We start from the raw sequence: 24735 nt of genomic DNA, 5'->3' as shown, positions 1-24735 counted from the left end.
GCGATCATGGCGAGACCACCGTTGTTCCGGCGCGCGAAGGTGACGCGCATCGTGAAGGAGACACCGGACACCCGCACCTTCGTGCTCGAACCGCACGATGGGCCGTTCTCCTACCAGGCCGGGCAGTTCTGCACGTTCAAGTTCGTGGTCGACGGCAAGCCGTGCTTCCGGTCGTACTCGATGTCGAGTTGCCCGGTGACCGACACCGAGTTCATGACCACGGTCAAACGGGTACCCGGCGGCACGGTGTCGAACTGGATGCACGACAACCTCAGCGAAGGCGACGAGGTCGAGCTGACGGTGCCGACCGGGCGCTTCTGTCTGCGTGAAGGCACAGCTCCGGTACTGGGATTCTCCGGCGGCAGTGGAATCACCCCGATCATCTCGCTGGCCAAGAGCACCCTGGCGACCACCGATCGCGAGGTCCGGCTGCTGTGCGCCGACCGCGACCGCACCTCCGCCATCTTCGAAGCTGCGCTGGACGAGCTGGCCGCCCGCTACCCCGGCCGACTGACGGTCGTACGGCACCGCGACGACGAACACGGTTATGTGGACACCGCGAAGGTCCTCGAATTCGTCGGACCCCACACCGCCGGCGACGCCTATATCTGCGGCCCGGAACCTTTCATGGAACTCGTCGAGAACGCACTGCCCGGCCCGGGCCAGATCTTCTCCGAGCGGTTCGGCGGCGCCCCGGCCGAACCTGCCCCACCCGCGGCCGACGCCCCGAAACCAGCTCCGACACTGGTCGCCGACGCCCCGAATCCGCCTGCCGCACGGTCCGGTTCGACCGTAGCCGCGACTCCCGCCGCAACCGTGTCCAGCCCTCCCGCGACCCCGGCGGTCGGCACCGGTCCCGTCGCGCAGGCGGCGAGCACCGCCACATCGGCGGCCGCCCCCGTGGGATCCGCCGCCACCGAGGAGGGCACGGTGACGATCTTCCTCAATCGCAAGAAGAAATCCGTCCCGCGCCGCGACGGCGAAACCCTGCTGGAGAGCGCCCGCCGCGCCGGGCTGACGCCCCCGTTCTCCTGCGAATCCGGCAACTGCGCCACCTGCATGGCCAAACTCACCGAGGGCAAGGCGACCATGCGGGTCAACGATGCCCTCACCGACGACGACCTCGAGGAGGGCTACATCCTCACGTGCCAGGCCGTCCCGGACACCCCGTCGGTGACCGTCCACTACGAGTAGCGCTGCTGCCTTCACCGTTGACCTCGTTCATCGGCCGGGCCGGGAACGCGCCGCACTGCGCGCGCAGAACAGTGTGGGTCCAGCCCCGCGCGCTGGTGGCCGCCATACGTGGGCGCTGCCGAGCGGTCGCGGCCGGAGTGCCCATCTTCCGACCGCGTCGTCGACCGGCGACACCGCGCTTCGCGTGGAGAGGCCGTACCGGCTCACTCCTGATCGTTCAGGACCTCGCGCAGCCTGCGCGCGAACTCCTCGGGCTGCCCCGCGTACCCGAATTCTCCGTCGAGGAAGCCGCCGTGATGACTCGGGAACACACTCACACGCTGACCCAGCACTTCGGCGGTCGCCACCGCGGTGCGGCCGGTGAACGTATCCCCTGTTTCCACTCCCACCGCGATGACGATGCGGGTCGGCGCGACCGCCGCGGCGGTGGCATCGATCCGATAGCTGCTGACGGCCCAGGACCGATCCGACAGCAGCGGATCGTCCCGGCAACCATCGTCCTCGGTCGGCATCCCGAACAGGCCGGGGTCGGCGGCCGGTTGCGCGAAGTACTCGTCGGTGAACTCACCCGGCCAGGAAGTCATCGCGACGAAGGCCGCCATCCCGGCACCGAAGCCCTTGGCCTCGTATGCGTCACGCACGGCCGCGCGGGCACGTTCGGCGGCCGCGGCATCGGGCAACACCGGGATCAGCGGCGGTTCGTGCGCCACCAGTGTGACCACGTCGCCGGGGTGGGCCGCTACGAGCGCGAGCGCGGTCACCGCGCCGCCGCTGCTCGCGAACATCTCGACCGGACCGGCACCGAGCACCTCGACAACGGCATGCACGTCCTGCGCCTGGATCGCCGGCACATGGTCTACGCGACCGTCCTTGCGCACGCTGCGGCCGATACCCCGCGGGTCGTAGGTGACCACGGTACGGTCGGGAAATTGCGCCGCGAGCGCACGGAAACCGGCCGCCTCCATGGGTTGCCCGATCATGAACAGCGGCGGCCGTCCCCCAGCGGTGGGCAGCGGGCCGTGCACGTCGTAGACGATATCGGCACCGACGGTTTCGAGAGTATGCGTAGACATACCGGTGCAGACGCCTACCGGGCCGATAATTCATCGCGCCACCCGGCCGAGAATTTCCGGATCGGCCGTATCCATACGCGAGTACCACCTGGGGTCACCGCGGGACCCTCAGATGAAGCCGCGGAACACACCGTCCGGTCCGGCGGCGTCGGCGAATTCCGCGAAGTCCATATTGGCGATGGACAGGTTGTTCTCGATAGCCGCCATCTCCGACGGGAGGACTCGGACCGTCCGGCCGCGTTCGTGACCGGTCTCCTCCGGGCCGGTGTCGACGGCGAGGATCGGATGCTCGGGTTCGGTGAGGGTGACGGTGTCGGCGAGGAAGGCATAGTAGGTCGGCCGGTCGCCGATCTTGTCGAGCAATGCGTCGATCGACAAACCGTCGTTCTCCGGATTATCGATGCAGGTCAGCGTGGCAACGAATTCGGCATCCTCGCCCACGCCGGGGGCCATCGACAACGCGGCCACGACCCGCCACGCATCGTCGTCACCGAAGTCGGTCCGGATGAGCAGCGACGCATCCTCTTCCAGGTAGTCGTCCAGACTGCGCCCCGTGCCGAGTGCTTCCGTGAGTTCGGCACTCGCCCGAACAGCCGCATCGGCTGTGCTGTTATCGCTGTCCTCACCGGACCCCTCCGGTGAAACGATAAAGGCGATGATCCGTCCACAGTCGATCGGCGACAGTGGGATATCGCTGCGGATCTCGAATGTCCAAGGCCCGTGTGGTTCTCGGTGCACGACCGGTGTATGCCTCACCGAAGGCTCCGGCTCGGGTTCGCCGGTATCGGTATGCCATTGGCGCAGGGTGAACGACATCCGGCGATGGTAAAGGACGGTACCGACACCCGGCCTCTACTCCTGCAATACCAGTGTTCTGCCCGTCGCACGGTCGCCGATGACGCGAATCGGTCGGCGCACGCATGGGGATCGCGCGGAATACGGTGACCGGGCCGAACATGGTCCCCGGACCTTGCCGCCGTGGTGTCGACGATCATCGCGCCGCGCTGAAGAACAGCCCACAACCACATGCGTCCCGACCGGAAACGAAGAATCCGGTGCCAGTGGTCCGCGTCTCGGTGCCCGCTTCCTCGACGAGTATCCGAGCCCGGCCGATATCGTCGACGACAACGGTCAGCGCCGCCATGTACGACGGCGCCGGCGCGGTCTCACCGGGCAGCACCTCCGGCGCGACCGGTAGCCACCACCCTCCCGGTGACCGAGGATCCTATCCGCACCCACGGTGGCAGTCTCCCGGCCTTCTTCGCGGGGCTACTGCCCGAAGGACATCGGTTGTCGGTATTGCGACGCGCGGTCAAAACCGGACTCGACGACGAGTTCACGCTACTGTTGGCAGTCGGCGCGGATGCACCCGGAGATGTCCAAGTGGTACCGCATGGTGAACCGCTCACCGAGGTTGCTGCCCTCGTCGACGGAGATCGCCCGGAGGACCTGGACTTCACAGCACTTGTGGACAAAATCGATCCCCACGCACTACCCGGTGTACAGCAAAAGGCGAGCGCGTCCATGATCAGCACTCCGCTCGCAGCCGGCTTCGGGCGTTTCATTCTGAAGCTTTCACAGGCCGGATTCCCCTATCTGATCGAAAACGAAGCAATCCACCTCACGGCCGCGCGATCGCTCAACATCCCGGTAGCGATCGCACAAATGATCGCCGACCGCACGGGAACATCAGGATTGCTGGTGCAGCGATTCGATCGGTTCGAAACCGGTGGTGTGTGGAAACGTTCGCCGTTCGAGGACGCCACTCAGGTCATGGGGATACCGCCCTCCGAAAAATATCGGGCAGACGCGATCGAGGTGGTCGAAGCACTCGCCTCCGTGGCACATGCCCCACGCGTGGCCATCAGGAACCTGTACCTCCAGTTCCTGTTCGCCTGGCTGGGCCGAATCCATCGAGTTCGATCGACTGCCGTTCACCGGATCTCCGCTCCGGCGGATGGAACGCGAACTGGCCTTCCGACGGCATGAACTGCAGCGCTCCTAAGGTACGGCGTTGCCGCCGCGTGACGAGGCCTGCCCAGGCGCACGAACATCTGGCGCGGGCGCGACCCTACCGTTTGTCGAGCGACTGAGGCGTGTCCTTCGCCGAAGCCGCTTCATCACGCGCTGTCACAGGTGACTGCTCGCCCCGAGACGCGCGGGCCGCGCCGAACCAGCGCGGCAGGTGCTCGAGCAAGTCGCGCTGCTCGTCGCCGACCCATGCGACATGACCGTCGGGGCGAAGCAGGACGGCGGGTACGTCGAGTTCCTCGCTGCTGTCGACAACGTGGTCGATCCGATCCGTCCACCCGGCGACCGAGAGCCGGCCGGTCCGGTCGAGGAGCAGGCCGCGGCCGGCGTGCATCAGCTCGTAGAGGCGTCCGCGCTCCAATCGCACGTCGCGCAGGCGCCGGCCGAGCAGATCATGCCCGTCGCCGAAGTCGTAGCGGATACCGATCGCGACGATCTTCTCGATCAGGTAGCGGTTCACCTCCTCGAAGTCCATCAATTCCGACAGCAGCCGGCGCACCGCCTGCGCACCCGGTTCGGTGGACATCAATTCCGCCTGCGCGCGAGTGTTGTCGAGCACCTCGGCGGCCACGGGCCGCCGTTCGCTCTCATAGCTGTCCAGCAACCCCTCCGGCGCCCAGCCGCCGATCTCGGCCGCCAGTTTCCAGCCGAGGTTGAACGCGTCCTGGATGCCGAGGTTGAGCCCCTGGCCGCCCATCGGCGGGTGCACATGCGCCGCATCGCCGGCCAGCAGCACCCGCCCGACTCGATACCGCTCGGCCAGCCTGGTGGCGTCGCCGAAACGGGACAGCCACCGCGGCGAATGCACACCGAAGTCGGTGCCGGCGAACACCCGCAGCTGCTGCGCGAATTCCTCGAGTGTCGGTGTGACCGAACGGTCGTCGACCACCTCGGCTGCGGGAACGACGACGCGGTACACCCCGTCGTCGAGCGGCCCCAAGCCGAATCGCAGCTGCGTCTTACGGATCTCGGCGACGGTGGCGGCGATCGTGGCCGGATCCTCGGTTGCCGCCATTTCGCCCAGCAGCGTGTCGTTCCGGGACGGGTCGCCGGGGAAATCGACACCGAGCAATTTGCGCACCGTACTGCGGCCACCGTCGCAGCCCACGAGATAACGCGCGCGCAACCGCGTACCGTCGGCCAGTTCGATGTCCACCCCTTGCTCGTCCTGGCTCAGTCCGGTCACCTCGCTACCGCGCCGGATCTCCGCGCCGAGCTCGGCGGCATGCTCGGCCAACAGGGGCTCGGTGACGGTTTGCGGAATGCCGAGCACGTAAGCGTGCGCGCTGTCCAGCCGCTCGGGTGAGCGCTTGGTGATACCGGCAAAGAAGCTCCCGAGCGGGTGCTTCCGGCCGCGCGCGAGGAACCGCTCCAGCAGACCACGCTGATCCATCACCTCGATGCTGCGAACATGCAGCCCCAGCGAGCGGACATACTCGGGCGGCTCAGCCTCTTTTTCCAGTACGAGCACGCGCACACCGTGCAGGCGCAGCTCCCCGGCCAGCATCAAACCGGTCGGGCCACCGCCGGCAATGATCACATCGAACACGGGCCACCTATCCACTGAGAGTTCGGAGTTCGCCAGACGCTCGCATGGCCCGCGCACACCGCGCGAACCCCGCATTTTCGCAGGTCCTGGCCTTCGGCCGAATATTCTGCGCCATGCCCCCGGCCTTGCCGCAAGTCCCCCTGTGCGATATATCTTGAAGGGGAAGGGAACCTCCATTACCCGTCCGGTTCCGGACCGGACGCCGATGTGGTCTTCGCTTCACGAAGCCCGACCGGAACCGGCCTTCGGACCAGTGCCGGTCAGCCAGCGGCCTGGGCCCGCCCCCACAACACCAGCGCCCAGCCCAGGCAGGCGAAGGCCGCCGTGCTCGTCACCGTACGCACGATGTTCCAGGCCACCCATCGCGCCTCAGCGAACGCTTCCCGTACCGCCGCCGGATCGGCCAGCTCAGCGGGCGCGCCCGCGGCCTTCAACGCGTCGTTCAGCGGCAGGTGGACCGCGAAAGTTATCACCACCGCACTCAGGTAGAGCAGGGCCGCGGCCGCCACCCAGAGCAACACCGACCGACCGGCGCCGCCGAGATTCAGCAGCGCTGCCGCGATCGACAGGATCAGTGCGCCCAGGAAGGTGGCCAGGAACAGCGGATTGACGATCGCGCGATCGATCGCCTGGTAGGCGCCGATGAACGTGCGGTCGTCGGTGGTCCGCAGGCCGGGCATGATCGCTACCGCGTAGATGCCGAAGACCCCTGCCATCAGCCCGGTGGCCAGCGTGGCCGCGATCAGTACGACGGTCCGGAGTCCATCCATCTTTCTCACCTCGTTGGAGTAGTCCCGATTCCCCGTTCGAGGCGCGCGTGAACGGCCCGGAACAGGCCAACGGTACCGGCGACCACCCGCACCCGCCAATGCTGGAAATGGGAGCGTTCCACTTGCGCCGATCGCCCGGCCGGGCCGATCACAGCCGGTCCGTAGTCCCCGGAGCTCAGCACATCACGTCCTCACCCGAGGTCCGGTTACGGCCGGTCTGTCCTGAACTCTCGCTGGAAGGGTGGCTGCGCCGATGGGTTACGCTGTGCGGCGATGACTACCGGGACGGCATTGCGCCACACACGGATCGGTGACCCGGTGCTCTTCTGAGCGCCGTCCGGGCCGCTGTGGGCCCGCTGTCCGATCGGGAATCCTGCGCTGCTGAGCGGGCTCCGCCTCCGTCGTATCGATCATGAGCCGATATCGATGACGACAGGACAATTCATGCCCAGCAAGACACTGCACATTCCCACCGCCGACGGCCGGGCCGACGCTTTCGCCACCTTCCCCGACCACGGCGAACGGCACCCCGGGGTGCTGATGTACGCGGATGCTTTCGGTATCCGGCCCACGCTACGGGAGATGGCCCGTGAACTGGCCGGGCACGGGTACTACGTGCTCGTGCCCAACTTCTTCTACCGGCACGGCCCGGCACCGGTGATCGAACTACCCGAATACATCGGAGAGGAGAGCCGGCACGCGATCACCGCCCAGCTGATGCCCTTGATCGAGGCCCACATCTCCGGCGACAGTGTGCTCCGCGATGCCGGCGCCTATCTCGATTTCCTGACATCTCAGCCCGAGGTCGGCGCCGGGCCGGTCGCGGTGACCGGCTACTGCATCGGCGGGCTCCTGGCGACCCGCACCGCGGCAGCCCATCCCGGCCGGGTAGCCGCTCTCGCCGGATTCCACGCTCCCGTGGGCGCCGACGGACCCTCCAGCTTGCGCCACCTCACCGCGCAGATCCACTTCGGCCACGCCGAAACCGATATCACGCCCGAAGCCCTCGGCGAACTCAACCAGGCTGTGGACGACACGGGGGTCGACTACACCTCCGAGATCTACCCCGGCACCGTCCACGGCTTCACCATGTCCGATACCGCTGCTTTCGACCCCCCGGGACTACAACGCCATTGGGACCGTCTCCTCCCCCTCCTGAGTCGCACCCTGGGCAACGGCTGAAACTCCGGTTCGGAAACGGCCGGCGGCGGGTCCGCCCGTCACGCTCTCGGGCAGCAACCGCGGTATTTCCATGCCGCGGTTACTGTTCAGCGTTCGCCGTGGCTACTCGAATCCGCCGATGCGCACCTCAGCGTGAAGGCATCCCACTTCCTGACCGAAAACCAGGGGCAAGCCCTGAAACGGGAGCGCCCTGCGCCTATGGGCACAGATGCCGATGGCGTCTGTCGTACAGCGCCCTTCCGGACGCAAACTGTTGCGTGATGCAGCCGGTGCGATATAAGTTGACACGCTGGACGCTGGGAACCGTCTGGGAGGGACCGAGGGACAGATGTTCTCGGGGGTGGGCGCGGGACGGGACTCTGCCACTACCGCAATTCTCCGGTATGAGGAGACTCCGTTCAGTTCGTCGTTGCCCGCGACAACCACTGCCCCAGAGCAGATTCGAAAGGGTGACCGGTTTGGCTTCAAAATACTCGCTGTACGGAGATGACGACGAGAGTTACGACCCGTGGAAACCCCGAGAAAGACCACCTTGGGAAGGCTGGGGCGAAGCGCACACGAGCCCCGAGCCGGTCACCCGCCAGTCCACACTCATCGAAGTCGAATGCGGGCTCGACCGCTTGCCCACCGCAGTCACGTTGAAGCGTGCATGGAAGGACAGTTTCGCACCGAGCCAATACGGACAGTCGATTATGGACGCCTACCACTACGCAGTTCAGGAGCTGGCTGCTCGCCTGATCGAGTCCGGAACGATTCCACCCGCGACTATCCCTATCCTCCGCGAGGTAACTCCACTCCTTCTGCGGACCCGTACCTATGAGGAATACCTCAAGCTGTACGACGAGCTGTTCACGCAGAAGCCACATACAGTGCACGGGCCGGGATACAACCAGTACGACGAACCGGGAATCACAGTGGTGGCCACGCGCTCGAGGTTGATCTCGGTCGCCGTGGATCCGGACTGGGCCGCCCGCACCGACCAGAAATACATTTCGCAAGACATCGTCGTTTGCTGCGCGCAGATCAGGGCCAGGAAGCCGGAAAAAGTGAAAGACATCTTCCTCGACCAGGAGTCCGACCGGGAACTCGCCGCCCGCATCGTACGGCACGAGAAATATCTACAGGAGAACGAAATCTGATGCCTCGTGAACTGAAAGCAGATCTGAATCTTCTCGAATCGGCATCCAAGGGATGGCTGAACGAGGCTGCCCCCGAACTGAGGAAAGCAGCCGGAGCGGTCGAAGACCTCAAGTTCAGCGCAGTGGAATTCGGTCCCCTGTTCGTCGGAGCCTGGAACGCATACAGCCAAGCCGCTGCCTTCATCCAGGATCGGCTGAACGAGGGCGCTGTCTCGGCCGAGCAGGTCGGAAACGCACTGCACGCCACAGTAGTGAGCTTCGGTATGCAGGAGCAGGCGAACGAGCAGGCGCTGAACCAGGTCGCCGGCGATATGGGCTTTCAGATCTGATGAGTGATGACCTGACCCAGGAGAAACTGGCCGAACTCCGCGACCTTTTCACCGAGAAGGTGGACGAGGTGAAGACGCTGCCGGACCGCATCAACGATGAGTTCGACAAGCTCAAAGTGCTCAGCTTCGCATCCTACCTATTGCTCACCGGTACGCGTGACGATATGCAGGAGAAGCTGGCGGAGCTCTTCGACAAGCTGGACCAGGCGGTCGCAGGCATGTTCGCCCCCTGGCTGTTCGTAGACTACGCGGCGCAGTGGCAGGCTCTCGGCGCCCAGGTCGGCGGTGTGTCCGGCCGTCTGACCCGAGTCGAATTCAATATGGATGGTAACTGGGACGGCAGCGCGTACAAGGCCTACACCGCGTCGAGAACAGCCCAGCTGGCGGCGGTCGACGCCCTCAAGGGGCTGTGCAACAGTATTCACGACGAACTCGTTGCCATCGCGGAGGACGGCCGGGCCCTCTACACCGCGATCGTCAACAAACTGGGAACGATTGTGGCCGAAGTGGGTGTGGCTCTGGGCGAATCGGCCGCCACCGGTGGCGGCGCACTGCTCTGGGTCGTGAACAATATGAACGCGGCGATCGTGGCGGGTGTCGAACTGATAGTCGAGGCGATCACCGGATTCGTCGAGAATGAAACGAAGGTTTATCTCGCGACCAAGCACCTCGAGAACATGATCAAGAATCCTGCGGGTTTGCCGACGAACTCCGATGGCAAGAGTGCCTGGCCTACCACCGAGTCTCACGAGTACGACAACCAGGACGACGGTTGGAAGCAGGATGGAGTCGAGGGATGAAGCACTGGCGGCGGACGCAGGATCGTGTCCGAGGGCTCCGATCGTCGACGGTGAGTGCGTTGTTGGTTCTCGGGGCTGTGACGGGATGCGGTGTCGAGGAGGCCGGACAGGCCGGAGCGGAGCCGATGTTCGGCGGGCTGACGGATTCCTGCGCTCAGGTGGCCGCGCCGGCGATGAGTGCCATCCGCGCCTACACCGGCGCACTGTTCAGCGACGCGGTGGAGTTCGAAGATGAGAGCTCGGGCCTGTCCAGCCCGGAAAAGCCTGTCAAAGTGTGCACCGCCGAATATCAGAGGGTCGAACCCTGGTCGGCCGGGGAACCCCTTCACCGGACCATCACCCTGTCGTTCTCATTGAGGCTGGGCGATGATGCGGTCGAGGCCACGGAGCGGCATTTCGATCGCGCTCTCGACGATACAAAGGGCAGTGCGGCAACTGGTCTCGGGGATGAATCCTTCGTATCCTGGGGTGCTCCGGACGACACCGCCTTGAACGCCTTCCGGAAGAGCAATGTTTTCGTCAGCGCGGCCGTTTTCGGTTCGAACATGTCCGACCGGGAAGGTATCAGCGGCCCTCGGGCAGGACGTTCGGAGGTAGAGCCGGGAGCTCGTGCCATTGCGGAGGCGTTGGCCGCTGACCTTGGTGCCGTGCTCGCCTCGAATTGAATCCAGTCCCTTCGGGGCGAACCAGCCGACATGATCCAGAACCGACCACACTCCAGCCGAGCGCCGGGAGTGTGGTCGGTACGTCCGGATATCCCTGAGCACTCAGTCCGCCGGCCTGGGTCCGCCCGCGCACAGACCGGCGGTGAAGGCGTCCCACTCCCCCGGACCGAAAACCAGGGCCGGGCCGGTGGGGTTCTTGGAATCTCGCACACCCACCAGCCCACTGCGCAGGTGGGCCACCTCGACGCACTCCCTGCCGCTGGCACTACGGGTGCTTTTGAACCAGGCTGCGCCAGTTAGGTCAATGCTCATGCCCGATACTCCCTCGCCGTCGCCTCGATAAGGCGCTGTGTGTCTCGCTCGTCCAATGCTACTTGCAGAATGGAACGACGAGCTGCCTGATACTGAGCGACCTCACTCTGCTTGTCCAGGTACAACGCCCCGCTGAAACCTTCGACGTAGACCACCGGCGGCTCCGTCAGTACCGGATTCAGATGGTCGGGGAACGCCAAGTAGATGAAGTCCTTCGCTGTCAAGCCGAGGTGGTCCGGGGTAAGAAAAGGCACTACTCGCAGCGAAATGTTCGGCAGTGCGGACATTTCGACAAGATGATCCAACTGGTGCGCCATGGTCTCCACACCACCTGTGGGGTGCCGAAGCACAGACTCGCTCAGAGCGACGCCCAATGTGAAACCGGACATGTCCTGCAGCCGCTCTTGACGTCGTTGCAGCAGGCTGACCTCGCGGTCGAGATCGACCGGCTTCCCGAGAGACTTCGCAACTTCCCACAGCGCACGGCGGTAATCTGAACTTTGGAGAAGCCCCGGCAAAGTTGCTGTCTGCCAGGAGAAAACCTCACACGCCGCTTGTTCGAGCCCAAAGTACATTTCGACTTCCGGCACCATCGCATCAGCGTACGACTGCCACCACCCGTCCTTGCGAGATTCCTCAACCAGCCACAGCAGTTCGCGGCGGTCCTCAACGCTCGCTCCGTACGTATCGCACAGCGCGTTGACCACCATCTTCTTGGTCTCGCTGTTGCGCCCGGACTCCAAGCGCCACAACGTTTGCGCACCCATCTCGCACCGGCGGGCCGCGTTCGCGCGGCTCATCCCCGCCACTTCACGCAGTTCGCGCAGACGGCGGCCCAGTACCCGACGAGGCAAAGTCGGTGGGGTTGCGGCATTCGATTCGGTCGACACAGAGACCTCCCCTTCGTTGGTGTTACTAGCGGTTATTCCATCTCGAATGGAACGGTCGAACAGTCTGGAATTACCGATCCAACCGGAGCAATTCCATTGTGCGACTGAATCTTACGTATCGATTCCCAACCGGGAAAGAGGATGATTGACTGAATACGCCGACGAAGACATGGAAAATTCCGTGGCGGAATATTCCACATCATCCGAACCGGCTCGGCGAAACCGATACCACCGCGCAGCGCCCACCGGGCCGGCGCGGGCCAGACCGTCCCCGACGTTGCGAGGTGACCATGCTGTTCGGACTACCGGTGACCGATCACCGGCCTGTACCAGTGATGACCGTCCAGCACGCCCATCAGGTGATGCAGACTCATATCGAGTGCCCCACGGTGGCGTGCCCGATCAAAAGACAAGCCAGGGCGCGCCTGGTCGAGGAACGAAGAATGATTCCCGGCGATCGGGAATTCTCAGGCTACTGATTCGCCCGGATGAAGGGTATTCGCTCATGAAAGAGAATTTGCCACATCGCATTCCCGGTGCGAATCCCATTCCCGGGAGGAGAAATTGGCTACCCACTGCCGATATCGCCACCCTCGTCCGGGTGTCGAACGCGCTGCGCCGGTGGCCGCCGCAGGAAACCGGGAAGACACGATGAACGGACCTCCGGAACGCAACGATCACCTCGCACCGTTCGATATGCTCGCCGCTCACGCCGGAACCCGCGGTTACCGGCTCGTCCGCGAACTGGGCACAGCGGCCGGATGGTTGCTGCTGGACGCCGTGGACGGCGAACCGCTGTACGAGGCGCCCTCCCTCACCGATATCGCACGGTATCTCGATGAATAGCGGCAACCCGACGGCACCGGATCCTGCCGCCCGCACAGGTTCACCGACGCTGCCGCGAGCACCGGGCCACCACGGACCGTGCTACCAGGTATCCGGTTCGTCCTCGCGCAGTCGGCGCTGTGCGCGGTCGATCCAGTCGGCGAACCCACCCGCGAGGTCAGCGGCGCTGCCCGGCCGGACCGTGACATGCTCGCGCGTCCGTTTCTCCAGGTAGCGTCCATCGCCGGTGATGTCGTACCACTGGGTTCGGTACCAGGCTTCGGGGCGATCCAGAATCGACCCGACCCGCAGGCCCGCGACACCACCGCCGTCCGCCGGCCGCTGCGCGAGACGGCGGTACTGTTCCCCGGGACCGCGCCGGAAGGATTGCTGCTTTTCCCGGCTGGGCGCAAGATCGTCGATATGGAACGTACCCGCCGCTTCCCGGCCGGGATCGCACCGCGGCACCAGGCCGGCAAGACGTTTCGGCAGTTGTTCGGCGGCGAACAGCTGAGCGTGGATCGAACCGTCGACACCGTCGATTACCGACTGCGCCAGTACCGCCCCGTAGTGAGCGGTGCGCGCGCCGACTACCCGGTACTCACGCATCCGGCCTCTGGTGGTCGCGGTTGAGGCACCCAGAATCTCGATCCGCAAATCACCGTCGGACACGGTGTGCAGGGCTCGCCGGATCAGTTCGCGCTCGTCCCGGCCGTACTGCGCGCGGACGGCCGCCGCATGGGCCTCGAACGGGTTCCGGGTCTTGTAGCGGCTCAGATAGCGCAGCGGGCGGGGGAACCGGTCGATCCCGTCGCGATACCAGAGCGCGGCGAAATCGTCCGGCTCCCAGATCCAGGTGCTCATTGTCGGTGGTTGTTCCTCGCTTATGTGACGGCCGCCGGCGCCTCGGCCGGTAGCCGTCAGCCGGTGCCCGGGGCGGGCAGACGATCGATCAGTCGCGTTCCGATGGCTGCGCGGCCGGTATATCGGCGCCCAGCACTCCACCGGGAATCGTCGGCGGCAACTCGCCGAGCAGTTCGTCGGTGTTCTCGGCATTGATCAGATAGTCCGGGATCTCGTGCTTGTCGTCGTCCACCCCCTGCTGACCGCGGCCGCCCGCTCCCGGCGACATCATCCCCGGCATACCGCTACGCGCCGCACCGGACGTGGTGGCGCCAGGGGCCGCCGCCACGGGAGTTCCGGTGGTGTTCGGTGTGCCGGGCACAGTACGGCCGGGGTCACCGGAGGTCACCGGACTACCGCTCGGAGAACCTGGAGTGCCCGGCCCGGGAGTGGTCGAGGTGGTGCTCGGTACGGTGGTGGTACTGGGGGTCGTGGATATCGGACCCTCGGTAGTAGCTGGTTCCGTCTCCGCGGGCGTCGCCCCGGGCTGCTCGGTGCCCGGATCCTGCGGCTGTTCGGTGCCCGGATCATCGCCCGGCTGTTCCGCATCGGGTTCCTCGCCGGTGGGGTTCTCGCCCTGCGGTCCGCCGGTATCAGTGCCGTTGGGGTTGCCGCCCTGCTCGGTGGAGATACCACCCGGTCCGGGCTGATCGCCGGTGGGCAGATCGGGATGCAGGGGCTGTGCCGGATTCACCGGAACGGGCAGGACCGGGATCTTCGTATCGGCCTGGACGAAGCCGGTCACGTAGTAGTCCCGCATGACCTGCCGGGCCGCTTCCTCGTTGTCGGTCCGCTCGTTGTCGAATCCGAGGACGGTCCACTCCCTCGGATCCAAGCCCCAACGCTTCTCGATCACCTCGGGCAGATTGTTCTGGGTACGCATGATCGACGTCACGGACTCGTAGACCTGAACAGCCAGCGCGTTCAGGGCTGGAACCAGGTCCTCGGCCCGGGTGGCGTAGTTGCCGATCGCCTGCCGCGACTGTTCCGCCGCCGGCCCCTCCCAGGCAGCCGCGCTGGACCGGCGGATCCGCGCCGCGAACACCTGCACCCCACTCTCCCACTGCGCGGCGATCTGTCCGTACTGGTCCGACGCGGCCATCCCGTGATCACCCGGCGCCAACGGTTCGAACGCCCCGTTGATCTGAGAGTGAGAGAACCCGTTGGGTTCCTCCGGATCACCGATTTTCGGATTCTCGTTCTGAAAGGTCATCGTGCCCCCTGTTCCGAACCGACTGACGCACTGCGCGGCCGCACCACGAATCTTCTACTGCCCCGGGTTCACCGGGAACGCCGGCGGCATCGCCAACGGCACGACCGGCGGCGCCCCGGCCATCAACTCGTTGTACCGACCGGCGAACGTCTCATCGGTCTCCATGTACCGCTGCGCGATCACCCGGTGCAACTCCTGAATATCCTCGACGATCCGGTAGTGCTGCTCCAGGATCGCAAATACATCATTGGAATCTTCAGATTCTTTGGCCTTGGAACGGAAACGTCCGACCATGGTCGCCGCCGAAGGAAGATCCGGATTATCCTCTCCGAGATCCCATTTATCCCGATCGGCGATATCCTCCGCCATTCGTTGCAATTCCCGGATGAGAAGCTTGAATCCTTCGCAGTCACGCACTATATACACGAACTCTTCGGCGTTTACTCGGATTACATCCGATGATCCAGCGCCAAGGTTCACCGACAGCCGACCTTCCCGCGCCTCTGTAAGCAGATCTTCCAGTGGCCGCGGTGGACTATTCTCACTCACATTCGCGTTCCTTCGCTTCGAACGATTCGGCCTCCGATTTCACAGCTCATGCATCCGGGATGAGCGGAACGACCTTCTCCGCCAGACCGAGTGCAAGCTCGCAGGTATCCAGATGCCCGGTCTTGTCATTCGACGACGGATTGCTCATCGACAGTTCGAGGCTTCCGCCCTCCATCGCCACGTAGAACAGGCAGCGCCTGCGTGGCTCGGGGTGGTCAACGCTGTTCGCTGCCAGCGCGGTCCGCCCATCGACGGTGTACTCGCCTTGGATGGTGTAGTCCGCATTGGCCCGAACCACGTCCACAGTCAGGTTCGTCGTGGTGATCCCTACCGCATAACTATCAGGAGCCACGTAACTACACCCCCGCCACTTGATCCCGCGCGAACCGTCGACATTTGCGTCCGTCACTCCCCGCCTCAGATCCTCCGACGCCAGCACTTCCTGCGGGATATCGGTACACGGATCGAACGACGACGGAGCCTCCGCCGCAATCGGCAACCCGGTCGTCGTGGTCACCGGAGACGCCGTCCCCTCGGTTTCGGAACCACACCCGGCGACCAGCAGCACAACCCCCACTCCACACAGAATCCCCCGGACCGACCCATAAGCGGCCATCACGAACCTCCCGACACCGGCATTCCATATCGAAATTCCATATCGAACCGGGAACCGGCCGGCCCCCCGCGTCCCCGCTGACCCTACCCACCCCTCAACCCTCACTCAACCCGCCGACCAGCAACGCGGCTCGCCGAACGATCAGGCGGTGACCACTGCAAGCGCGGCGGCATCCCGTCATTCGGGCAGGTAGGAGCTCAGCACCTCGGCGACCCGCTCCCCCTCCGCACAGATATCGCCGACCGCCGCACCCCCGCCGGGCCCGACCGGCAGACGCGACCAGATGAGTGCCATCCCCTGCGGAAGTTCCACACCGAAGTAGCAGCGCTCCTTCCGATCCGGGTCGAGTGCGTCACCGAATTCAAGTGCCGTCCGGTCGCCGGCCATGGCGGGCCCCGCGACCCGGTAATCCTGGTAACGCGGGTCCTGCTGAAACTCGTCCAGCGAACTCGGACCGAAGTACACGGCCGCGTCGTACCACCCAGCAGTGGACTTCCAGATACAGCCGTCCCACCCCGAGAATTCGGTCCCGAATGGCTCGGTCATCAAGGGCTGCAGCGCGATCTCGGCTTCGGTGAGAGCCGTAGCGGGGATATCGCAGGGATGTGCGACGGGCGGTGTGTCCGCTGTGTCACCCGCGCCGCTGCAGGAGATACTCGTCGCCGCGACTACTCCGGCGAGCAGTGCCGTCACCAGTGTTCTTCTCATTGCAGCCAAGTCCTCTGTGTCGGGTAATCGTCGAAATCGTCTGGCCAATCGCTCGGCCCGGCAACGTTGTCATTCCGGCGCGAGGCGGGCGGGGGCACGGGTTTTTCCGGTGCGGAAGCCGGTGTATCCCAAGCCCATACATAGGAGGGCGAAACTCTCGAGTTCCGCGACCTCCGGCGGCACCGGCCGCGCGATCTGCTCTATATCCGGCCAGCGGCATTCGCCTGCATCGACGCGCGCGGTAGTGCCGCAACTCCGGCGAGGCGTTCGGCATCGCCGCCACCGACGCCATGAGCTCCTCTGTCACCGGAACCGGTTCGCTCCACAGATCCTCCAGCACGGTGCGCTCTACTCGTAGGCTCGCCGTCTCCAGACGTTCCGCCGCGGCAAGTACCCGACGGGCCATGGATTCCACGCCGGGATCCAGGTTCGGATCATCGAACACGGATACCGCCTGATTCAGTCACCGAACTCCACCGGAAGGTCATACGGCGTCCTCCCACGGCGCACGCCCGGAGCCCACCTCATAGGCTTCCTTCGGCCGGTTTATCGTGTCCTCGGCCTGGGCGACCTTCCCGATATCGTTCACCAGGGCGACAGCGGCGCTGCCACTGACGATCGCTCAGCGCGAAGCCAGGGCGCGTCGCCGCCGTGTTCGCCGAGGTGGAGCGCTGGGCGGTACTTACTGAGCAGCACGGCGGCGGAGACGCCGAGCGGCCATAGCCGCGCCTCCGTAGCGACAATGCATCGGGTGAAAGAGATAGGAGTTCCGCTGTTCGCTTGCCCGATTTCCCTCGGAAAAGGTCCGCTGTGCAGGACCTCGCGCCGGAGGGTAGCGCTCACCCACCCCCTTCGCCATAGCATGGGAGCATGTCCTCGCCCCGGATCGAGAAGCCCGACCTCCCCGAGTACATGACCTGGGAGGAGCTGGAGCGGCTACCCGATGAGGTGGCCGGCCAGATCGAGCTCTGGGCCGGGCGCGTGGTGTGGCTGCGGCGCGGGCCCGCGGAGCATCAGCGCTTCACACGCCGCCTGACCAACGCCCTCGAACTGTGTGCACGCAAAAGTATGGCGGAAAGACCGGAAACCTGCTGGCAGGTGGATTTCGAGAACAATGTTTTCCTCGGCGAGCAGGGCAAATCGGACTTCCTCACGCCCGATTTCCTCGTGTATCGATGCCTGGAGTCGCCGTACCAGGACATCCGGGCCGCGGACACCCTTCTGGTAGGCGAGGTGCTCTCCCCGTCGAACACAAAATCCGACGTCGAAGCCAAGAAGAGCCGCTACGCGGGCGCTGGGATTCCCTGGTACTGGGAGATAGCGCTGGCGGCCGACGTCAGCACGATCGCCACGATCCGCGCCTACGCACTCCAAACCGGCGCAGCTCATCTGCCCGACGGGGTTCATCCTTTGCACCCCACCAACTACCTACTGACCGGGGAATGGACGTCCGCCGACCAGGACGGCGTTCTGATCGACTTTCCGTTCCCTATCCGCATCGGCTGGCCGGAATTGGCCTTCTGACCTGCCCAGCAGCGGACAGTCGCGGGCCCGCTGGTCACCCACCTGCCGAATCGAGCTACGCCGCCGTACCGTTTCCGGTGGCAGCGTCGTGTTCGCCGAGGCGGGGTGGCGGGCGGTAGTCCGGGGTCCAGCCCGCCACGTGTATCGACGTGGCGACGAGCCGGTGTTCCCCGGCCCGCACGACCATGTCCGGCGTCGCCTCCAGCGCCTCCGGCAGCGTGCGGACCGCGGCGGCAGGCACACCCAGCGGTCGCAGCCGGGCCTCCCAGGAGGCCGCGGTATCGGTGGCCAGTACCGCGGTCACCATGCCGAGGACGGATTCCCGACTGCTCGCCCGCTCCGCCATGGTTTCGAACCCGGCCAGCCCGGCCTCTCCCGCGAAGAGTTTCCAGAAGCCGTCGTGGGTGATGAACAGGGCCAGGTGCCCCTGAGCGGTCGGGAACAGCTGGGCCGGAACGTAATACGAGTGGGCGCCGTTGGGGCGGCGCTCGGGTTCGACACCGTCGTCGAGGTAGGCGGCCGCGTGATAGTTCAGCTGGGACAGCATCACATCGCGTAGCGAGACGTCGATCTGTCCACCGCGTCCCGAGACGATCTGGGCGAGCAGGCCGAGGGCGGCGGTCAGGCCGGTGGAATTGTCGGCGGAGGAGTAGCCGGGCAGCATCGGTGGCCCGGCCGGATCGCCGGTGAGGGCGGCGACGCCGGTGGCCGCCTGCACGACGTAGTCGAAGGCGGGGTCGTCACCGTTGTCCAGGCCGAAACCGGTGAGCGCGACGCAGACGATGCGCTCGTTGTGGCGGCGCAGCGCCTCGTAGGTGAGCCCGAGTTTGCGGATGGCCGAGGGTTTCAGGTTCACCAGCAGCGCATGCGAATCGGCGGCGAGTTCACCCAGCCTGCGCTGGCCGGCCTCGGAGGTCAGGTCCAGGCAGATACTGCGTTTCCCGCGGTTGAGACTGGCGAAATAAGAATCGCCGACCTTACGCGAGATATCACCGCCCGGCGGTTCGAGTTTCACCACGTCGGCGCCCAGATCGGCGAGCATCATGGTGGCGTAGGGACCGGCCAACATCGTGCCGACCTCCAGCACTCGAATGCCGGCCAACGGCCCGGTAATCATAGAAGCTCTTTCGGAGCGGATTCATACGATCCGCGGAGGCCGAAGCGAAGGCGAAGATATCGCATCATAGAAGCTCCTTCCGAACGGATTCATGCGGTCCGCGGAGGCCGTAGCGAAGGCGGAGGTATCGCATCACCGCAGGTCCTTCGCGATTTCCGCGATCATCTCCCGGGTGCGCCGTTTGGAGGCGACCAGTTCGTCGCGGTTGTCACCGATCGGCAGCAGGCGTACCGACAGATCGGTGGCACCGGCGTCGGCGTACCGGCGCAATCCGGCGGCGATGGCTTCCTCGTCACCGGCGATACAGATATCGCCGATATCGCGGGCATCGCCCTGTTCCAGCAGCCGCTGATAGTTCGGTGACACCTCGGCCTCGCCGAGAATCCGGTTGGCGCGTTCACGCGCGGTGTCGATATCTGCGTTCGCGCACAGGCAGATGGGCAGCCCGGCAACGATTCTCGGGATGCCGCGCCCGGCGTCGGCGGCGGCTTTGTTGATCCGGGGGGCGATATGGTCGGCGATGGCGCGTTCGTCGGCCATCCACAGGATGGTGCCGTCGGCGTGTTCGCCGGCGATCCGCAGCATGACCGGGCCCAGCGCCGCCACCAGAACGGGCAGCGGAGCCACCGGCCCGAGGTCGAGCGGATTGTGCACGGTGAAGGTTCCGTTCGAAACCTCGATCGTGCCGGGTCCGTTCAGTGCCGGATTCAGCACCTCGAGGTAGTCCCGGGTGTAGGCGGCGGGCTTCTCGTAGGGCAGTCCGAGCATGTCCTGCACGATCCAGTGATGCGACGGGCCGACTCCGAGCGCGAGCCGGCCGCCGGCCACCGCGTGCGCGGACAGCGCCTGGCGGGCCAGGGCGATCGGATGCTGCGCTTGGAGAGGGACCACCGCGGTACCGAGTTCGATCCGTTCGGTTACCGATCCCAGCAGGGCCACGGTGACCAGCGCGTCGAAATCCGTGGGGATCTGCGGAATCCAGGCGGTGTCCATACCGGCCGCTTCGGCCCACTTGATGTCGTCGATCATCCGGGCGGCCTTGCGCGCGGTATCGCCGCGCTCGGGTCCGATCATCACGCCGATCCGCACGATTCCTCCACTCTCATGATTCGGGTGGAGCCGCCGCCCACCGTCATGGCGGCGGCTCCGGGCCGGACGACGCGGCGTCCAGAGGTCAGGTCGAGGCCGGTGCCGAAGTGCCGGTGAGCGCCCGCATCTCGGTGACCAGGACATCCAGTGGGGTACCGGTCGGGAAGACCGCGGCGGCGCCGGCGGCCCGCAATTTCTCGATATCGCCCTGCGGAATCGTGCCGCCGACCACGACCGCGATATCGGCGGCGTCGGCTCCGCGCAATGCGTCGACCACCCGCTGAGTGAGGGCGACGTGCGCGCCGGACAGGATGCTCAGTCCCACCACCGCGACGTCCTCCTGGACGGCGATGGACACGATGTCCTCTATCCGCTGCCGGATCCCGGTGTACACCACTTCGAACCCGGCATCGCGCAACGTTCTGGCGACGATCTTGGCGCCACGATCGTGGCCGTCCAGACCGGGTTTGGCGACAAGTACCCGCGCGGTCATCAGAACACCACCGGCTGCTGGAATTCGCCCCAGACCGTTTTGAGCGCGGCGGTCATCTCGCCCACCGTGCAGTAGGCGTTGGCGCATTCGACCAGACGATGCATCAGATTCTCGTCTCCTTCGGCGGCTCGGGACAGCGCGGCCAGCGTGTCGCGCACCGCGGTGGAATCCCGTTCGGCTTTGACCTTGGCCAGCCGTTTCAGCTGCTTCTCGCGGCCCTCGGCATCGAGCTCGTAGGTGGAGATCTCGGGTGCGGGCTCATCGGAGACGAATTTGTTCACTCCGACTACGGGTTTGACGCCGGATTCGATCTCCTGGTGCAGTTTGTAGGCTTCGTCGGCGATCAGGCCCTGCAGATAACCGTCCTCGATGGCGCGGACCATCCCGCCGCGGTTCTCCAGGTCGGCCATGATCTCCTGGATGGCCGCTTCGGTCTTGTCGGTGAGCGCTTCCACGAAATACGAACCGCCGAGCGGGTCGGCCACCCGGGTCACCCCGGTCTCGTAGGCGAGGATCTGCTGGGTGCGCAGCGCCATGGTCGCCGATTCCTCGCTGGGCAGCGCGAAGGGTTCGTCCCAGGCCGCGGTGAACATCGACTGCACCCCGCCGAGCACCGCCGCCATCGCCTCGTAGGCGATCCGGACGAGATTGTTCTGCGCTTGCGGGGCGTAGAGCGAGGCACCGCCGGCCACACAGCCGAAACGGAACATCGAGGCTTTGTCCGAGGTCGCGCCGTAGCGTTCGCGCACGATGGTCGCCCAGCGGCGCCGCCCGGCTCGGTATTTGGCGATCTCCTCGAAGAAATCACCGTGGGTGTAGAAGAAGAACGAGATCTGCGGGGCGAACCTCTCGATACTCATCCGGCCGCGTTCGACGACGGTATCGCAGTAGGTGACACCGTCGGCGAGGGTGAACGCCATCTCCTGCACCGCGGTCGCGCCGGCGTCGCGGAAATGCGCGCCCGCCACCGAGATCGCGTTGAACCGCGGCACCTCGGCGGCACAGAATTCGATGGTGTCGGCGATGAGCCGCAGCGAGGGCTGCGGGGGCCAGATCCAGGTGCCGCGTGAGGCGTATTCCTTCAGGATGTCGTTCTGGATGGTGCCCGTGAGCTTCTCCCGGGGCACACCTTTCTTCTCCGCCGCGGCGACGTAGAACGCGAGCAGGATCGCGGCCGTGCCGTTGATGGTGAAGCTGGTGCTGATCTTGTCCAGGGGGATGCCGTCGAAGAGGATCTCGGCGTCGGCGAGGGTGTCGACCGCGACCCCGACCCGGCCGACCTCCTCCCCCACTTCGGGATCGTCGGAGTCGTAACCGCACTGGGTGGGCAGGTCGAGCGCGACCGATAGGCCGGTGCCGCCCTGGTCCATCAGGTAGCGATAGCGCCGGTTGGACTCTTCGGCCGTGCCGAATCCCGAGTACTGCCGGAAGGTCCACAGTCGTCCCCGGTATCCGGTGGCGTAGTTGCCCCGGGTGAACGGAAACGCGCCGGGCGCGGGTGGTTCGGTACGCCGGTCGTCCGGCCCGTAGACCGGATCGAGCGGGATACCCGAGGAGGTATGGACTGCGTCGTTCATCGTTGAATACGATACTTGCAGAAAATGAGAATGCCAATACCGCTTCGCGCAAACGCGCAATCGACCAGGAGTGATATGCCGACCGAACAGCAGATCTGCACCGACCGGACCCTGGTGGTATCCGGAGCCAGCCGCGGTATCGGGCTCGCCGTCGCCCTGTCGGCCGCCCGCCGGGGCGCGAACGTGGTCTTGTTGGCCAAGACGGCCGAGCCCCATCCGAGGCTCCCGGGGACCGTGCACACCGCGGTCGCCGAGATCGAGGCGGCGGGCGGGAAAGCGGCCGCGGTGGTCGGTGATGTGCGGGTGGAGGAGGATATCCGGCGGGTCGTCGACACCGCGCTCGAGCGATTCGGCCGGATCGACTACTGCGTGAACAACGCGAGCGCCATCGCCACCGACCCCACCGAACGACTCTCGGCCAAGAAATTCGACCTGATGCAGCAGATCAACCTGCGCGGTACCTTCCTGCTGACCCGGGCCTGCCTACCGCACCTCCGGCAGGCCCCGAACCCGCATATCCTGACCATCGCGCCGCCACTCAACACCAGCCCGCGCTGGCTCGGCGCCCACCCCTCCTACACCCTTTCGAAATACGGCATGACCCTGCTGACCCTCGGCTGGGCGGCGGAGTACGCCGATGCCGGGATCGCGGCGAACTGCCTGTGGCCGCAGACCTATATCGCGACCTCGGCAGTGGCGAATCTGCCCGACGGTTCGGACCTGCTGGAACGGTCGCGGGATCCGCGGATCATGGGCGACGCCGCCGCGGATATCTTGTCCCGCGAGGCGCGGTACAACACCGGCAACTGCTATATCGACGCCACCGCCCTCATCGAGTCCGGCCGCACCGACCTGTCGGAATACGGCGGCGGCACGAATCCGATCCCGGATATGTTCCTCGACTGAGCCGGCCGGGGTAACGGCCGACCAGAATGCGTCCGAACGGCGTCGCACCGGCGAACGAGGCCGGCGCCTCCGCTCAGGCTTCGACCGCGGTGCCGCAGATGCCGCACACTTCGAGCGAGCGGCGCTGCCAGCGCGCGACCGGAACGAAGAACACGGTGAACTGCTTGAACTCCCGCACACGCGTCCACTGCGTCGTGTTGTGGCAGCGTGGGCAGCTCCGGGTTCCGCCGGGGCCGAGGTTGCGCCGCTTGGTGCCGAAACCGAAGATGAAGAACATCAGCCCAGCGTAGAGGGCAGCTGATTCTCGATATGGTCCCCGACCGGACGGTCGCGCGTGTCCTTGCCCGGTGCGGCACCCGATCCCCCACTGCTCGGCGAACCGGACGAGCTTGCCGGGCGGCACTTTCAGTCCGGTCGCGTGGCCACGACGGCGAAGTTCAGCGGAATCCGCGGCGCTTCCGGCGGCAGCGTCCACCCCTGTCGGCACGGCACCAGGTCGGGGAACGCCGGCCAATCCATGGTGGGCAATTCCTCGACCGCAGCGATCCGCAGCCCCGCCCGCAGTAGCGCGCCGATGACCTCACCCAGGTCGTGCCGCCACTCGTGCACGGTGTCGTGCGCGATCTGCCCGGCCGAATCCTCGGTATAGCTGCCCGATTCGATGTAGGTGTGGTGACCGCCGCCGCCCAGATAGTCGTCGGTGATCTGCCAGGGCTCGAATTCCATGGACCCGAGAATCGGATGATCGTCTCGGGTCGGTACGGCACTACTTCGCCTACCACGAATCACTGATCGTCGCCGTCGCGACCGAGGTCGGCGACCGGATGGGGCAACGCCTCACCCGTCACCCCGCGCCCGGGGACGGAGACCGGCGGGCAGCCCGCCGGTACCTGCTCGCCGTACTCGCGGAGTTGGTGCCCCTGGACGAGGAACGCCATCGTGAGGCGATCGTCCTACTGGAGGTCATCGCCGCCTCCCGGCTCGAGGCCGCGTTCGAACCTGTGGTCCGCCAGATGGCCGCGGATCTGCGGCAAGTGCTCACCGACGCGACAGCCGCGACCGGTACCGCCGACCCGGCTCGCGCCGCCGCGCATCTGGCCGCACTGGTCTCCGGCCTGTCGCTGGACGCGGTCACGCCACACAGTCCCGTCGATCGCGCGACGATTCTCACCGTGCTGGAGCACCAGGTGGCGACCCTCTGAAATGCCCGGTGACGACGCGAAACACAACGACCTTGCGTGTGCTCGTACGCTGGGTGGCCGTAGCCCTCCCCCGTCAGGA

Annotated in this window: 29 protein-coding genes; 11 read left to right on the top strand and 18 right to left on the bottom strand. The window is 65.8% G+C overall.

Translation table 11 applies throughout. The features are described 5' to 3' along the window. Positions 1 to 6: 6 nt before the first annotated feature. Positions 7 to 1194: a ferredoxin--NADP reductase gene (locus tag IEY68_RS17845; RefSeq protein WP_058853531.1), complete on the top strand. Its 1188-nt coding sequence runs from the start codon at positions 7 to 9 to the stop codon at positions 1192 to 1194. Positions 1195 to 1397: 203 nt separating this feature from the next. Here the strand turns inward: IEY68_RS17845 and IEY68_RS17840 are convergent, their stop codons facing one another. From IEY68_RS17840 to IEY68_RS36295, 3 genes are all read right to left on the bottom strand, one after another. Then, on the bottom strand, positions 1398 to 2267 hold the full coding sequence (locus IEY68_RS17840; RefSeq protein WP_062998652.1) for an alpha/beta fold hydrolase: 870 nt from the start codon (positions 2265 to 2267) through the stop codon (positions 1398 to 1400). A 108-nt stretch (positions 2268 to 2375) separates the two neighbouring features. After that, a complete protein-coding gene (locus IEY68_RS17835) occupies positions 2376 to 3083 on the bottom strand; it encodes a DUF6924 domain-containing protein (RefSeq protein ID WP_058853530.1) in 708 nt (235 codons plus the stop codon). Between the two features lie 175 nt (positions 3084 to 3258). Further along, entirely contained in the window at positions 3259 to 3447 is a 189-nt protein-coding gene (locus tag IEY68_RS36295; protein ID WP_058853529.1) for a hypothetical protein, read from the bottom strand. Positions 3448 to 3479: 32 nt separating this feature from the next. Here IEY68_RS36295 and IEY68_RS17830 point away from each other — a divergent pair, with 32 nt between their 5' ends. Continuing rightward, positions 3480 to 4256 (top strand): type II toxin-antitoxin system HipA family toxin, encoded by a 777-nt coding sequence (locus IEY68_RS17830; RefSeq protein WP_058853528.1) that lies wholly within the window; start codon positions 3480 to 3482, stop codon positions 4254 to 4256. Positions 4257 to 4338: 82 nt separating this feature from the next. On the opposite strand, the gene rox is transcribed toward IEY68_RS17830, so the two are convergent. Then, positions 4339 to 5847: a rifampin monooxygenase gene (rox, locus tag IEY68_RS17825; protein WP_082681155.1), complete on the bottom strand. Its 1509-nt coding sequence runs from the start codon at positions 5845 to 5847 to the stop codon at positions 4339 to 4341. Between the two features lie 260 nt (positions 5848 to 6107). After that, entirely contained in the window at positions 6108 to 6617 is a 510-nt protein-coding gene (locus IEY68_RS17820) for an anthrone oxygenase family protein (RefSeq protein ID WP_058853527.1), read from the bottom strand. A gap of 444 nt (positions 6618 to 7061) precedes the next feature. On the opposite strand from IEY68_RS17820, the gene IEY68_RS17815 reads away from it, so the two are divergent. The 5 genes from IEY68_RS17815 to IEY68_RS17795 all read left to right on the top strand — a co-directional run bounded on the left by IEY68_RS17815 (position 7062) and on the right by IEY68_RS17795 (position 10732). Beyond that, on the top strand, positions 7062 to 7799 hold the full coding sequence (locus IEY68_RS17815) for a dienelactone hydrolase family protein (protein ID WP_058853526.1): 738 nt from the start codon (positions 7062 to 7064) through the stop codon (positions 7797 to 7799). Between the two features lie 449 nt (positions 7800 to 8248). Beyond that, entirely contained in the window at positions 8249 to 8938 is a 690-nt protein-coding gene (locus IEY68_RS17810; RefSeq protein WP_156426046.1) for a hypothetical protein, read from the top strand. Beyond that, the gene (locus IEY68_RS17805; protein ID WP_058853524.1) at positions 8938 to 9267 is read left to right on the top strand and encodes a hypothetical protein; all 330 of its coding nucleotides are present in this window, start codon (positions 8938 to 8940) and stop codon (positions 9265 to 9267) included. Before IEY68_RS17810 ends, IEY68_RS17805 begins: the two co-directional genes overlap by 1 nt. Further along, on the top strand, positions 9267 to 10067 hold the full coding sequence (locus IEY68_RS17800; RefSeq protein WP_058853523.1) for a hypothetical protein: 801 nt from the start codon (positions 9267 to 9269) through the stop codon (positions 10065 to 10067). The genes IEY68_RS17805 and IEY68_RS17800 overlap by 1 nt, the downstream gene beginning before the upstream one ends. Before the next feature lie 125 nt (positions 10068 to 10192). Next, on the top strand, positions 10193 to 10732 hold the full coding sequence (locus IEY68_RS17795) for a hypothetical protein (protein WP_156426045.1): 540 nt from the start codon (positions 10193 to 10195) through the stop codon (positions 10730 to 10732). A 102-nt stretch (positions 10733 to 10834) separates the two neighbouring features. Here the strand turns inward: IEY68_RS17795 and IEY68_RS17790 are convergent, their stop codons facing one another. Both IEY68_RS17790 and IEY68_RS17785 read right to left on the bottom strand, forming a co-directional pair. Next, positions 10835 to 11044: a DUF397 domain-containing protein gene (locus IEY68_RS17790; RefSeq protein ID WP_058853521.1), complete on the bottom strand. Its 210-nt coding sequence runs from the start codon at positions 11042 to 11044 to the stop codon at positions 10835 to 10837. Further along, complete coding sequence (locus IEY68_RS17785) at positions 11041 to 11934, bottom strand: helix-turn-helix domain-containing protein (RefSeq protein WP_063916325.1); 894 nt, start codon at positions 11932 to 11934, stop codon at positions 11041 to 11043. Before IEY68_RS17785 ends, IEY68_RS17790 begins: the two co-directional genes overlap by 4 nt. A gap of 651 nt (positions 11935 to 12585) precedes the next feature. On the opposite strand from IEY68_RS17785, the gene IEY68_RS17780 reads away from it, so the two are divergent. Next, the gene (locus IEY68_RS17780; protein ID WP_156426043.1) at positions 12586 to 12780 is read left to right on the top strand and encodes a hypothetical protein; all 195 of its coding nucleotides are present in this window, start codon (positions 12586 to 12588) and stop codon (positions 12778 to 12780) included. A gap of 81 nt (positions 12781 to 12861) precedes the next feature. Here the strand turns inward: IEY68_RS17780 and IEY68_RS17775 are convergent, their stop codons facing one another. From IEY68_RS17775 to IEY68_RS17755, 5 genes are all read right to left on the bottom strand, one after another. Next, complete coding sequence (locus tag IEY68_RS17775; RefSeq protein WP_058853519.1) at positions 12862 to 13623, bottom strand: ESX secretion-associated protein EspG; 762 nt, start codon at positions 13621 to 13623, stop codon at positions 12862 to 12864. A gap of 88 nt (positions 13624 to 13711) precedes the next feature. Further along, positions 13712 to 14875, bottom strand: a complete 1164-nt coding sequence (locus IEY68_RS17770) for a hypothetical protein (protein ID WP_058853518.1) — start codon at positions 14873 to 14875, stop codon at positions 13712 to 13714. A gap of 54 nt (positions 14876 to 14929) precedes the next feature. Beyond that, positions 14930 to 15424, bottom strand: coding sequence for a hypothetical protein (locus tag IEY68_RS17765; RefSeq protein ID WP_058853517.1), 495 nt, complete (start codon positions 15422 to 15424; stop codon positions 14930 to 14932). A gap of 46 nt (positions 15425 to 15470) precedes the next feature. Beyond that, the gene (locus IEY68_RS17760; RefSeq protein WP_229718849.1) at positions 15471 to 15992 is read right to left on the bottom strand and encodes a DUF3558 domain-containing protein; all 522 of its coding nucleotides are present in this window, start codon (positions 15990 to 15992) and stop codon (positions 15471 to 15473) included. Between the two features lie 225 nt (positions 15993 to 16217). Continuing rightward, positions 16218 to 16748: a DUF3558 family protein gene (locus IEY68_RS17755; RefSeq protein WP_058853515.1), complete on the bottom strand. Its 531-nt coding sequence runs from the start codon at positions 16746 to 16748 to the stop codon at positions 16218 to 16220. Positions 16749 to 17618: 870 nt separating this feature from the next. Between IEY68_RS17755 and IEY68_RS17750 the strand changes: the two genes are divergently transcribed. Next, a complete protein-coding gene (locus IEY68_RS17750) occupies positions 17619 to 18272 on the top strand; it encodes a Uma2 family endonuclease (RefSeq protein ID WP_058853514.1) in 654 nt (217 codons plus the stop codon). Positions 18273 to 18327: 55 nt separating this feature from the next. Here IEY68_RS17750 and IEY68_RS17745 read toward each other — a convergent pair whose 3' ends face one another. The 4 genes from IEY68_RS17745 to IEY68_RS17730 all read right to left on the bottom strand — a co-directional run bounded on the left by IEY68_RS17745 (position 18328) and on the right by IEY68_RS17730 (position 22548). Then, positions 18328 to 19389, bottom strand: coding sequence for a CaiB/BaiF CoA transferase family protein (locus IEY68_RS17745; RefSeq protein WP_058853513.1), 1062 nt, complete (start codon positions 19387 to 19389; stop codon positions 18328 to 18330). 132 nt (positions 19390 to 19521) lie between these two features. Then, a complete protein-coding gene (locus tag IEY68_RS17740) occupies positions 19522 to 20478 on the bottom strand; it encodes an LLM class F420-dependent oxidoreductase (RefSeq protein ID WP_058853512.1) in 957 nt (318 codons plus the stop codon). An 85-nt stretch (positions 20479 to 20563) separates the two neighbouring features. Then, complete coding sequence (locus IEY68_RS17735) at positions 20564 to 20971, bottom strand: cobalamin B12-binding domain-containing protein (RefSeq protein ID WP_058853511.1); 408 nt, start codon at positions 20969 to 20971, stop codon at positions 20564 to 20566. Continuing rightward, the gene (locus IEY68_RS17730; protein WP_058853510.1) at positions 20971 to 22548 is read right to left on the bottom strand and encodes a methylmalonyl-CoA mutase family protein; all 1578 of its coding nucleotides are present in this window, start codon (positions 22546 to 22548) and stop codon (positions 20971 to 20973) included. The genes IEY68_RS17735 and IEY68_RS17730 overlap by 1 nt, the downstream gene beginning before the upstream one ends. Positions 22549 to 22623: 75 nt before the next feature. Here IEY68_RS17730 and IEY68_RS17725 point away from each other — a divergent pair, with 75 nt between their 5' ends. Continuing rightward, on the top strand, positions 22624 to 23454 hold the full coding sequence (locus IEY68_RS17725) for an SDR family oxidoreductase (protein ID WP_058853509.1): 831 nt from the start codon (positions 22624 to 22626) through the stop codon (positions 23452 to 23454). A 73-nt stretch (positions 23455 to 23527) separates the two neighbouring features. On the opposite strand, the gene IEY68_RS17720 is transcribed toward IEY68_RS17725, so the two are convergent. Continuing rightward, positions 23528 to 23731 carry a zinc-ribbon domain-containing protein gene (locus tag IEY68_RS17720; RefSeq protein WP_058853508.1) on the bottom strand — a complete coding sequence of 68 codons (204 nt, stop codon included), beginning with the start codon at positions 23729 to 23731 and terminating at the stop codon, positions 23528 to 23530. A 128-nt stretch (positions 23732 to 23859) separates the two neighbouring features. Next, positions 23860 to 24180 carry a hypothetical protein gene (locus IEY68_RS17715; RefSeq protein WP_308434977.1) on the bottom strand — a complete coding sequence of 107 codons (321 nt, stop codon included), beginning with the start codon at positions 24178 to 24180 and terminating at the stop codon, positions 23860 to 23862. Between the two features lie 98 nt (positions 24181 to 24278). Here IEY68_RS17715 and IEY68_RS17710 point away from each other — a divergent pair, with 98 nt between their 5' ends. After that, entirely contained in the window at positions 24279 to 24656 is a 378-nt protein-coding gene (locus IEY68_RS17710; protein ID WP_082681153.1) for a TetR family transcriptional regulator C-terminal domain-containing protein, read from the top strand. Positions 24657 to 24735 lie beyond the last annotated feature (79 nt).

Origin of the sequence: Nocardia jinanensis, assembly GCF_014645735.1 — a bacterium.
In the GTDB taxonomy this organism is placed as follows: domain Bacteria; phylum Actinomycetota; class Actinomycetes; order Mycobacteriales; family Mycobacteriaceae; genus Nocardia; species Nocardia jinanensis.
This window is presented reverse-complemented; position numbering and strand designations above follow the sequence as displayed.